A 10,377-nucleotide genomic window follows, 5' to 3' on the forward strand; every position below is an offset into this window, starting at 1 on the left:
CCCCGGCACGACCGCCGAAGCCCCCGCCGAACCCGCCGCCGAAACCGCCCGTCCCGCGGCCGCCGCCCAGCAGGATCCCGCCGAGCACGAGGCTGCCCAGGTCGACGCCGCCGCGGCGGTAGCCCCCGCCGTAGCCTCCGAAACCGCCGGGCCCGTACCCGGACCGCCACCGGTCGACGTCGTCCTGCGCCAGGTCCAGGGCGTGCTGGGCGAGCAGCCCGGCCTGGTGCGCCTCGCGGAGGGCGGCCACCGGGTCGGTGCGCCCCAGCCCGACGGCGGCGTCCAGGTGCCGCTGCGCCTCGGCCAACCGGGTGCGCGCCTCCGGGCCCACCGCCCCGCGCCGGGTGTCGATGAAGTCGGCCGCCGCACCCACCGCCGAGCGGGCCGTGAGCAGCGCCTGGTCCAGCGCGGCCGCGGCCCGGCGCGCCTGGGTCTGGGCGTCGCGCGCGGTCGCCAGCGCCTCCTCCAGGGCGGCGTCGGCGTCCTCCAGCTGCCGCAGCGCGGCGAGCGGGTCGCCGGGACCGCCGCCGGCCGGGCGCAGGGCGGCGTCGGCCGCCGCCAGCGCCGTCTCGGCGCGGGCGATCTGCGGCGGCAGGCCGCTGCGGTCGCCCCCGGCCACCAGCGCCCGGGCCTCGGCGAGGTCCTTCTCCGTCTCCGCCCGGACGGCGGTCACCCGGTCGGCGGCCGCGTCGAGGTCGGCGGCGAGGCGCCCGACGGCGTCCAGCAGCGTGCCGCTCTGCGCGACCGCGTCCTCGGCGGCCCGGATGTCCCCCACCGCCTGCCCGCTGCGCCCGGCGGCGAGCGCCTCGCGGGCCTCGCGCACCTCGTCGTCGGCGGCGTCGAGCCGGGCCGCGGCCTCCTGGACGTTGTCGGCGACGGCGGCCACCGCCGAGCCCGCGTACCGCTGCCGGACCCCCGCCAGCCGCCGCTCCTCCTCGGGGAGCCGCGCCCGCAGCGCGGCGATGCGCGGCTCCAGCCCGGCGAGCACCTCGGGGGCGGTCCGCTCCAGGTCGCGCAGCTGCTGGAACGCCGCGCTCAGCTCGTCCAGGCGCGCGCCGGCCTCGCCGGTCAGCGCCAGGATCTGGGCGAGCATGCGCCGCGTCGTCGGCTCGTCTCTGCCGGTCCCCCGCCCACCCGAGTCGTCATCGAGCTCCTGGCGCACCGCGAACGCGCGGCCCAGGTCGGCCTTCGACTGCCCCAGCGCGGCGCCGAAGCCGGCGACCGCCTCCTCGCCGTACTGCGAGCGGGCGAAGTCGAGGTCCAGCTGCGAGGTCTTGACCGCCTCGTCCAGCGTCAGCAGCGCCTCGCTGGCCCGGCCCTGCAGCTCGTCGGTGGGCACGCCCTCGTGCGGATCGGGCTCGGCCCGCCGGCCGGCCGGGAGCGCGGGCCCGCCGCGGGCGCGACGCGACCGGCTGAGCAGGTAGGCGCCGCCCCCCACCACGGCGATCCCGCCGAGCACCAGCAGCACGCCCGACCCGCCGGAGCCCCCGTCCGCGGCCTCCGCCGGCTGCTCCGCCGCCGTCCCGCCGTCGCGCAGCAGGGCGGCGAAGGCGGCCACGCCGCCGGCCCAGTCCCCCTCGGCGAGCTCCGGGGCGACCCGCTCGTCGGTCAGCTCGTCGAACTCCGCGCCGGTGACCGGGAAGTCGGCCGGGCGCACCGTGCCGTACCGCTGGTCGTCGACGGCGACGGCGAGCAGGGCATCCCGCTCGCCGATCTGGCTCAGCTCCGCCGTGGCCTGGGCCCACTCCCCCTGGTCGGCGCCGTCGAAGGAGGAGACGAAGACGACGTACAGGTCGGTGCCGGTGTCCGCGCGCAGCTCCTCGACGACGCCCCTGACCTCCTCGGTGCCGCCGTCGAGCGCGCCGACCTGGTCGGTCACCTGGTCGGTCAGCCGGAAGGGGGGCACCGCCCACGCCGGGGAGCCGCCGAGCACGAGGACGGCGAGGACCCCCAGCACCACGAGCAGCCGGCGCACGGGAACCTCCAGGAGCGGCGACGTCGGTCGGGAGGACCCTACCGACGCCGGAGGGGTCCGGCCCGGGCGCGGTGGGTACGGCGCCCCCGCCGACCCGCCGCCTGCGAGGAGAACCGCGTGCCCGACCCCGACTCGATCCCCGCCGCCGACCTGCCGCCGCGGAGGGTCCGCCGCGTCGGCGGCTGGGCCGTGGGCAACCGCGGGGACGACCAGTACTTCGCCGTCTCCCGCCGCTGCCGCCACCAGCTGGCCGACCTCGCCGAGGGCAGCGTCGACGCCGACGGCTGCCTGGTCTGCCCGTGGCACCAGAGCCGCTACGACGTGCGCACCGGCGAGATGCTCGACGGGCCGCGGGGCTTCCTGGGCTACCACGGTCCGGCGCCGGGCTACAGCGGCCTGGTCCGGCTGGTGGGGAGCATCGCGCGGCTGCGGGTGGGCCGGGCGGTGCGCCGCGGCGACGACGTGGTCGTCACCGACCGGGAGACGGAGGCATAGGGGTGGGTGCTGCGGTCAGCCCTGCTCCGCCCGCGGCAACGGAGTCTCCCGGCCGAGGAAGGGGGTCGGGTCGTCGTCCCGGGCCCGCCCGCCCGCGCCCGGCTGCACGGCGATCCCGGCGTGCAGCACCTCTTCGGGGGAGCGCGGGTGGAGGACGCCGTCGCGGATCTCCTCGGCCCAGTGGCAGCTGACCAGCCGGCCCGGGCCGAGCTCCCGCAGCACCGGCACCTCGTCGTCGCAGCGCGTCTCCTGCCGCCACGGGCAGCGGGTGTGGAACCGGCAGCCGCTCGGCGGGTCCGCCGGCGAGGGCAGGTCACCGGCCAGCAGGATCCGCTCGCGCTGCTCCTCCACCTCCGGGTCCGGCACCGGGACGGCGCTCATCAGCGCCCGCGTGTAGGGGTGCAGCGGCTGCTCGTAGAGGTCGTCGGCGGGCGCCTGCTCCACCAGCGAGCCGAGGTACATGACGCCGACGACGTCGCTGATGTGCCGGACGACGGCGAGGTCGTGCGCGATGACCAGGTAGGTCAGGCCCAGCCGCTCCTGGAGCTCCTCGAGCAGGTTGATCACCTGCGCCTGCACCGACACGTCCAGCGCCGACACCGGCTCGTCGGCGATGAGCAGGTCGGGCTCCAGCGCGACGGCGCGGGCGATGCCGATGCGCTGCCGCTGGCCGCCGGAGAACTCGTGCGGGTAGCGGCGCAGCGCGGCCGAGGGCAGGCCGACGGCGTCGAGCAGGCCGCGGATCTTCTCCGCGATCCCGGCCTTGCCCCCGCCGAGACCGTGGGCGTGCAGCGGCTCGGAGAGCAGCGACTCCACGTTCTGCCGCGGGTCGAGGCTGCCCAGCGGGTCCTGGAAGACCATCTGCATCCGCTGGCGCATCTGCCGGAGCGGCTCGCCCTTGAGCGCGGCGACGTCGGTGCCGTCGAAGAGCACCCGCCCGGAGGTGGGCTCCTCGAGCCGGAGGATGGCGCGGCCCAGCGTCGACTTGCCGCAGCCGGACTCCCCGACCAGCCCGTACGTGGCGCCGCGCGGCACGGTGAGCGAGACGCCGTCCACGGCCTTCACGTGCCCCACCGTGCGGTCGAAGAAGACGCCCTTCCTGATCGGGAAGTGGACCTTCAGGTCCTCCACCCGCAGCAGGTCGTCCTGGCCGGCGGTCGGGACGGCGGTCATCGGGCGGCTCCGGAGGCGGTGGCGCCCGACGGCGCGGACGGGTGCTCGAGCGGGTGGCGGCAGCGCAGCTCCCGGCCGGGGCCGTCCGGGACCAGGGGCACGGTGCTGCCCGACACCTCGGTCAGGCAGTCGTCCTGGGCGTTGTCGCAGCGCGGGGCGAAGGCGCACCCCTCCGACCACGGGATGGCGTCGCGGGCCGAGCCGCGGATGGGCGTGAGGGGGGCGCCGCGGGTGGAGTCCAGCCGCGGCACCGAGGCGAGCAGCCCGCCGGTGTAGGGCTGGCGGGGCCGGGTGAACAGGTCGTGCCGGTCCGCCGTCTCGATGATCTTGCCGGCGTACATGACGTGCACCCGGTCGCACAGCCCGGCGACCACGCCGAGGTCGTGGGTGATCATCACCAGCGCCGTCCCCGAGTCGACGACGAGCTCGCGCAGCAGCTCCAGGATCTGCGCCTGGATGGTGACGTCGAGCGCCGTCGTCGGCTCGTCGGCGATGAGCAGCCGCGGCGCGCAGGCCAGCGCCATCGCGATCAGCGCCCGCTGCCGCATGCCGCCGGAGAGCTGGTGCGGGTACTCCTTGAGCCGACGCCCCGGGTCGGGGATGCCGACCCGGTCGAGCAGCCGGGTGGCCTCGTCCCGCGCCTCGGCCTTGGACATCTCACGGTGCTCCAGCAGCACCTCGGTGACCTGGGTGCCGATCGGCACGGTGGGGTTGAGCGAGGAGAGCGGGTCCTGGAAGACCATGCCCATGTCGGCACCGCGCAGCCCGCGCAGCACGTGGTCGGGGGCGTCGACGAGGTCGTTGCCGTCGAAGCGGACCGAGCCGGTCACCTCGACGCCGCGCCGCGGCAGCAGACCCATGATCGCCAGCGAGGTGACCGACTTGCCGCAGCCGGACTCCCCCACCAGCCCGATCGTCTCGCCGGGCGCCACCGAGAAGCTGACGCCGTCGACCGCGCGGGTCGGCTGCTCCCCGCGGCGGGTGAACCGGACGGCGAGGTCCTCCACCTCGAGCACCGGTGCCTGCACGGGGCTCACCTCCGGAACTTCGGGTCGAGGGCCTCGCGCAGGCGCTCACCGAGCAGCGTGAAGCCGAGCGCGACGACGATGATGCACAGCGCCGGCCAGACCGCCAGCGCCGGTCGGATGGACAGGAAGTCCTGGGCGTTGGCCAGCATCGCCCCCCACTCGGGACGGGCGATGTCCGGGTCGCCCAGGCCGAGGTAGGAGAGCGCGGCGGCCTCGATGATCGCCGTCGCCAGGGACAGCGTCGCCTGGACGATGACCGGCGACAGCGAGTTCGGCAGCACGTGCCCGAACACGATGCGGCCCTTCTTCACGCCCAGCGCCCGCGCCGCGACGGCGTAGTCGCTGCCGCGCTGGGCCAGCATGGAGCCGCGCAGCAACCGGGCGAAGATCGGCACCTGGACGACGGCGATGGCGATCATCAGCGCGTACTGGTTCTGCCCGAGCAGCACCGAGATGGTGATCGCCATGAGCAGGCCGGGGATGGACAGGAGGATGTCGACGAACCGCATGACCGCGGTGTCCACCCAGCCGCCGAACGCGCCGGCCAGCACCCCCAGGGCCATCCCGACCACCAGGCCGAGCACGGTGGACACCACACCGATGAGCAGCGACTGCCGCGAGCCGTAGATCAACCGGGAGAGCAGGTCGCGGCCGAGGTTGTCCACCCCGAGGGGGAAGCCCTCCTGGGGCCCCGGGATGGTGCCGGGCCGGATCTCCGACAGCAGGTACTGGGTGACCGGGTCCTTCGGCGCCAGCAGCGGCGCGAACGCGGCCACGACGAGGAAGACGAGCACGATGACCGCGCCGGTGATGGCCACCGGGTCCCGCCGCAGCCGGCGGAACGCACTGCGGGTGAGCGAGAGCCCGGCCTCACCCTCGGGCAGCTGCCCGGCCCGCGCCGCGAGCGCGTCGATGCGCTCGCGCTTGTAGTCCCCGAGAGCGGTCATCGGACCCTCACCCTCGGGTCGAGCAGGCCGTAGGAGATGTCGACCAGCAGGTTCACCAGCACGTAGACGACGGCGAGCATGAGGATAAAGCCCTGCAGCACGGCGAAGTCCCGGAGCCTGATCGCGTCGTACAGCGTCGAGCCGACCCCGCCGAACGCGAACACGGTCTCGGTCAGCACCGCCCCGGACAGCAGCAGCCCGGTCTGCAGGCCGATCGTCGTCGAGACGGGCAGCAGCGCGTTGCGGACGATGTGGCGGCGGCGCACCGTCGCCATCGCCAGGCCCTTGGCGTTCGCCGTCCGCACGTAGTCCTCGTTCACCACGTCCAGGACCGAGGCCCGGGTGATCCGGACGATGATCGCCAGGGGGATCGTGCCCAGTGCGATCGCCGGGAGCACCAGGTGCGTCAGGGCGTCCCAGGCGGCGTCCCACTCGCGGGTCAGCAGGCCGTCCAGCACGTAGAAGTTCGTGACGCGGGTGGCGTCGATGCGCACGTCCTGGCGACCGGACCCCGGCAGCCAGCCGAGCTCGACGGCGAACAGCAGCCGGAGCAGGTAGGCCAGGAAGAACACGGGGATCGCGACGCCGATGAGCGAGCCGATCACGGACGCCGAGTCGAGGAAGCTGCCGTGCCGGCGGGCGGCGAGGTAGCCCAGCGGGATGCCGACGCCGATGGCGAAGACCATCGCCAGGACGGTCAGCTCGATGGTGCCGGGGAACCGCTCGAGGAAGACGTCGGTGACCGGCCGGCCGTACTGCGTGGAGTTGCCGAAGTCGAGCTGGACGGCCCGCCCCAGGAAGCGGAAGTACTGGACGTAGAGCGGCTCGTCCAGGCCGAAGAGCTCGTTGTACTGGGCGATCGCCTCGGGGGTGGCGCGCTCACCGAGGGCCGCCTGCGCCGGCCCTCCGGGCAGCGCGCGCAGCCAGGCGAAGAGGAGGACGGACAGCCCCAGCAGGATCGGGATCAGCTGGAGGAGCCGCCGGACGATGAAGCGGAGCACGCGCTCGGACCAGCCTTTCCGGACACCGCTGTCCTACACCGGACGGTCGGCCGCGCCGGCGGTGGCGTCGCTGCCACCACCGGCGCGGCCGGGGAGATCCCTGCTCAGTCCTGCAGCGAGACCGTCGAGAAGTCCTCCGCGGTCAGCGGGCTGGGCTCGAGGCCCTGGACGTTCTCCGCCACCACGAGCGCCGGCGGCGAGTGCGAGATCGGCACGGCCGGGAGGTACTCCTTGATCAGGCGGTTCGCCTCCTGGTAGAGCTCGGTCCGGTTGGCCGGGTCGGGCTCGGCGTCGGCCTCGGCCAGCGCGGCGAAGATCTCCGGGGCGCTGAACGCGCCGAACTCCGCGGACGCCTGGTTGTTCTGGTCCTCGGCGAAGAAGGTGCCGATGAAGTTGTAGGCGTCGTTGTAGTCACCGGTCCAGCCGAGCAGGTGGATGTCGGCCTGGCCGGCCTGCACCGCCTGGAGGTAGTCCGGGTTCCACTGCAGGGCGACCGGCTCGATGGTCAGGCCCACCTCCTGCAGGTCCTCGGCGATCACCTGGAACATCGCGGCCGGGTCCGGCAGGTAGGGCCGGCTGACGTCGGTCGGGTAGTAGAACCGCAGCGTGGTGCCGGCGGCGCCGGCCTCCTCGAGCAGCTGGCGGGCCCGCTCCGGGTCGTACTCGTAGGTCGGCACGTCCTCGGCCCAGCCGTCGACCGACGGCGGCATGAAGTTCGTCGCCACCTCGGAGCCCTCGGGGAGCAGCGAGTTCACGATGGTCTCGCGGTCGATCGCGTGCGCGATCGCCTGGCGCACCCGCTCGTCCTGCAGCGCCGGGTTGGCGCTCGTGCCGGGCACGTTCCCGCCGTTGAAGCCCAGGTAGAGGATGTTGAACGGGTCGCGGACGAGGACCTGGAAGCCCTCGCTCTCGAGGGTCTGGTAGTCGGCGGGCGAGACGAAGTCGTACCCGTCGATGGTGCCCGCCTGCAGCTCCTGCCGGCGGGTGTTCCCCTCGGGGATGGTGCGGAAGATGATCCTGTCGAGCAGCGCCGGCTCGCCCCAGTAGTCCTCGTTGCGGACGATGGTGACCTCGCCGTTGCCCCGGTCCCAGCTGTCGAAGCGGAAGGGACCGGTGCCGGTCGGGTGCTCGAGGGCGTACTCGGTGTAGCTGATCGCGTCCTCGGAGCCGGACAGGTTGTCCGCGTCGTACTCCTGCAGGGCCGTGGGGCTCTGGATGGAGAACGCCGGCAGCGACAGCGCGGCGGGGATCTTGCTGGTCACCTGGTTGAAGGTGATCACCGCGGTGTTCTCGTCGACGGCCTCGCAGCCCTCGTAGATGCCGGGGTTGTCGCTGTCGGCGAAGCCGCCGAACACGGCCTGGTAGTAGTACGTGGCGCTCGGGCTCTGGGCCAGGCCGGTGAAGTTGTGCCAGCGGTCGAAGTTGAAGCAGACCGCCTCGGCGTTGAAGTCCGTGCCGTCGTGGAACTGCACGCCCTCGCGCAGGTTGAACGTGTACTCCAGCCCGTCCTCGCTGACCTCCCAGTCCTCGGCCAGCGCCGGGACCAGCTCGGTCGTGCCGGGCTCGTTGGTGAGCAGGCCCTCGTGGATCTGGCGGGCGATCCGGAACGTCTCGCCGTCGCTGGCGAAGGCCGGGTCGAACATGGCGGGGTCGCCGGCGGCGCCGAAGACGAGCGTGCCGCCGGAGGCGGCGGTCTCCCCGCCGCCGCCCTCCTCGGTGTCCCGGTCGCTCGAAGCGCAGGCCGAGAGGGTGACTGCGGTGAGCGCGGCCGCGGACGCGGCGAGCGCTCGAGTGGTACGACGACGTGTCATCGCGGAAGACCTGCCTCCTCGGCCACGGCGGGCCGGACGAGTTCCGGACGTGGGGCCCGCGGACGCTAGAGGGTCCGCGGAACGCCTGGGAACCCTAGGCGGCGGCCGTCGCCCCCGGGCAGTGCCGGTCGTCCATCGACACCAAGCCGTGACCTACGCGAGCTGCTGGAACGGCCCAGCTGCAGGGTGGAGGGCAGCGGGGTTTCTTCAGGCGTCGATGCGGCGGCGACCCTCGAACGCCCGCCCGAGGGTGACCTCGTCGGCGTACTCGAGGTCACCGCCCACCGGCAGGCCGCTGGCCAGCCGCGACACGGCCAGCCCCATCGGGCCGACCAGCCGCGCCAGGTAGGCCGCCGTCGCCTCGCCCTCCAGGTTGGGGTCGGTGGCGATGATCAGCTCCTTGACGGTGCCGTCCATCAGGCGGCTCATGAGCTCCTTGACCCGGAGGTCGTCCGGGCCCACGCCGTCGATCGGGCTGATCGCCCCGCCGAGCACGTGGTAGCGGCCGCGGAACTCGCGGGTGCGCTCGATGGCGACGACGTCCTTGGGCTCCTCGACGACGCACAGCACGTCCTCGGTGCGGCGCGGGTCGCGGCAGATGCGGCACTGCTCGGCCTCGGCGACGTTGTAGCAGGTCACGCAGAACCGGACCGACTCCTGCACCCGCGTCAGGGCGGCCACCAGCCGGCCGACGTCGGCCGACTCGGCCGACAGCAGGTGGAAGGCGATGCGCTGGGCGCTCTTGGGCCCCACGCCGGGCAGGCGACCGAGCTCGTCGATCAGGTCCTGGACGGCACCCTCGTACACGGTGCTCCTCGGGTTGCGAAGTGGATCGGGCGGGCGCGCCCGATCAGAGGCCCGGCAGCCCCAGGCCGCCGCCGCCGAGGCCGCCGGCGAGCGGCCCCATCCGGCTGGCGGTCAGCTCGTCCGCCGCGCGCTTGGCGTCCCGGACGGCGGCGACGACGAGGTCCTGCAGGGTCTCCAGGTCGTCCGGGTCGACGGCGGCCGGTGCGATGGTGAGCGCGGTGAGGTCGCCGTCACCGGTCATCGTCGCCGAGACCAGCCCGCCACCGGCGGTGCCGGTGACCTCCGTGGCCGCCAGCTCCTGCTGGGCGGCGGCGAGCTGCTGCTGCATCTGCTGCGCCTGCTTCATCAGCTGCGACAGGTCGGGCTGCTGGCCTCCGGGGAACATGCCACGAGAGTAGGCCGCGGGTGCGACAGGTGAGGGCGCGCCGCCGCGTCCTGCGCGTCGCACCGCTGCCCCGGGGGCGCGGCGCGTCCCTGCGAGCGGCCCCGTCAGCCGTCGAGCGGCCGGGCGCCGAGCTGGGCACGCAGCAGCTGCAGGGCCGCCTGCTCCTGGTCGACGACCGGTCCGGGCTCGGCGCCTCCCCCGTCGGTCCCCTCCGCGGCGCGCTCGGCCATGAGCTCGCGTGCCTCGGCGGCCTCGGCGGCGCGCGCCGCCTCCCGAGCCGCCTCGGGCGCGACCGCGCGGGCACCGGCGGCAGCCGGCCCGGCGCCGTCGACGACGGCGTCGATGCGCCAGCGCACCCCGAGCAGCTCGTTGAGCGCCTGCCGGACGATCTCCCGGTTGAGGTCGTCGTTCATCCGGCGGGCCAGCGCGGGCGAGGAGGTCGACAGGACGAGCACGCCGTTGGCCAGCTGGTGCACCTGGAAGCTGTTCAGCAGCGCCTCGGTGGTGCGCTTGTGCTTCTTGACGATGGCGAGCAGCTCGGGCCACACCCGGCGGACGTCGGTCGTGGTCAGCTCCCCCTCGCCGGCCGGCTCCTCGGGGTTGGCCGACACCACGGGCGTCGGCTCGCCCCCGCGCGGGGCGGGCGAGGACTCGGCGGCGGCTCGGGGCGGCGACGCCGGCGGGCGCGGCTGCTCGACCCGGGTGGCCGCGGCCCGGACGGCGGCCGGCTGCGCCGGGTGCGGCCAGTCCTCGTC

9 protein-coding genes and 1 pseudogene are annotated in these 10,377 nt (G+C 74.6%); 1 reads left to right on the forward strand and 9 read right to left on the reverse strand.

The genetic code is table 11. The features are described 5' to 3' along the window. On the reverse strand, positions 1-1,975 hold a 1,975-nt coding region (locus E9549_RS21205; protein WP_236828574.1), incomplete at its 3' end, for a TPM domain-containing protein. Between the two features lie 117 nt (positions 1,976-2,092). On the opposite strand from E9549_RS21205, the gene E9549_RS21210 reads away from it, so the two are divergent. Continuing rightward, a complete protein-coding gene (locus E9549_RS21210) occupies positions 2,093-2,470 on the forward strand; it encodes a Rieske (2Fe-2S) protein (protein WP_236828575.1) in 378 nt (125 codons plus the stop codon). Between the two features lie 15 nt (positions 2,471-2,485). Here the strand turns inward: E9549_RS21210 and E9549_RS21215 are convergent, their stop codons facing one another. The 8 genes and pseudogenes from E9549_RS21215 to E9549_RS21250 form a co-directional block, all read right to left on the reverse strand. Next, positions 2,486-3,643: an ABC transporter ATP-binding protein gene (locus tag E9549_RS21215; protein ID WP_236828576.1), complete on the reverse strand. Its 1,158-nt coding sequence runs from the start codon at positions 3,641-3,643 to the stop codon at positions 2,486-2,488. Continuing rightward, the gene (locus E9549_RS24360; protein WP_236828577.1) at positions 3,640-4,671 is read right to left on the reverse strand and encodes an ABC transporter ATP-binding protein; all 1,032 of its coding nucleotides are present in this window, start codon (positions 4,669-4,671) and stop codon (positions 3,640-3,642) included. The genes E9549_RS21215 and E9549_RS24360 overlap by 4 nt, the downstream gene beginning before the upstream one ends. 5 nt (positions 4,672-4,676) lie before the next feature. Further along, positions 4,677-5,618, reverse strand: coding sequence for an ABC transporter permease (locus E9549_RS21225; RefSeq protein WP_236828578.1), 942 nt, complete (start codon positions 5,616-5,618; stop codon positions 4,677-4,679). Further along, positions 5,615-6,619: an ABC transporter permease gene (locus E9549_RS21230; protein WP_236828579.1), complete on the reverse strand. Its 1,005-nt coding sequence runs from the start codon at positions 6,617-6,619 to the stop codon at positions 5,615-5,617. Before E9549_RS21230 ends, E9549_RS21225 begins: the two co-directional genes overlap by 4 nt. Before the next feature lie 104 nt (positions 6,620-6,723). Next, positions 6,724-8,430: an ABC transporter substrate-binding protein gene (locus tag E9549_RS21235; RefSeq protein ID WP_236828580.1), complete on the reverse strand. Its 1,707-nt coding sequence runs from the start codon at positions 8,428-8,430 to the stop codon at positions 6,724-6,726. A gap of 207 nt (positions 8,431-8,637) precedes the next feature. Next, positions 8,638-9,237 (reverse strand): recombination mediator RecR, encoded by a 600-nt coding sequence (gene recR, locus E9549_RS21240; RefSeq protein WP_236828581.1) that lies wholly within the window; start codon positions 9,235-9,237, stop codon positions 8,638-8,640. A 43-nt stretch (positions 9,238-9,280) separates the two neighbouring features. Beyond that, on the reverse strand, positions 9,281-9,622 hold the full coding sequence (locus E9549_RS21245; RefSeq protein ID WP_236828582.1) for a YbaB/EbfC family nucleoid-associated protein: 342 nt from the start codon (positions 9,620-9,622) through the stop codon (positions 9,281-9,283). A gap of 104 nt (positions 9,623-9,726) precedes the next feature. Then, positions 9,727-10,377 (reverse strand): annotated as a pseudogene (locus E9549_RS21250) (DNA polymerase III subunit gamma/tau); the annotation flags it as partial.

Origin of the sequence: Blastococcus sp. MG754426, assembly GCF_021699055.1 — a bacterium.
Classification (GTDB): Bacteria; Actinomycetota; Actinomycetes; order Mycobacteriales; family Geodermatophilaceae; genus Blastococcus.

Coding starts and splice junctions, on each gene's coding strand:
- E9549_RS21215 (WP_236828576.1), bottom strand. CDS start 3,643: ATGACCGCCGTCCCGACCGCCGGCCAGGACGACCTGCTGCGGGTGGAG.
- E9549_RS21225 (WP_236828578.1), bottom strand. CDS start 5,618: ATGACCGCTCTCGGGGACTACAAGCGCGAGCGCATCGACGCGCTCGCG.
- E9549_RS21235 (WP_236828580.1), bottom strand. CDS start 8,430: ATGACACGTCGTCGTACCACTCGAGCGCTCGCCGCGTCCGCGGCCGCG.
- E9549_RS21245 (WP_236828582.1), bottom strand. CDS start 9,622: ATGTTCCCCGGAGGCCAGCAGCCCGACCTGTCGCAGCTGATGAAGCAG.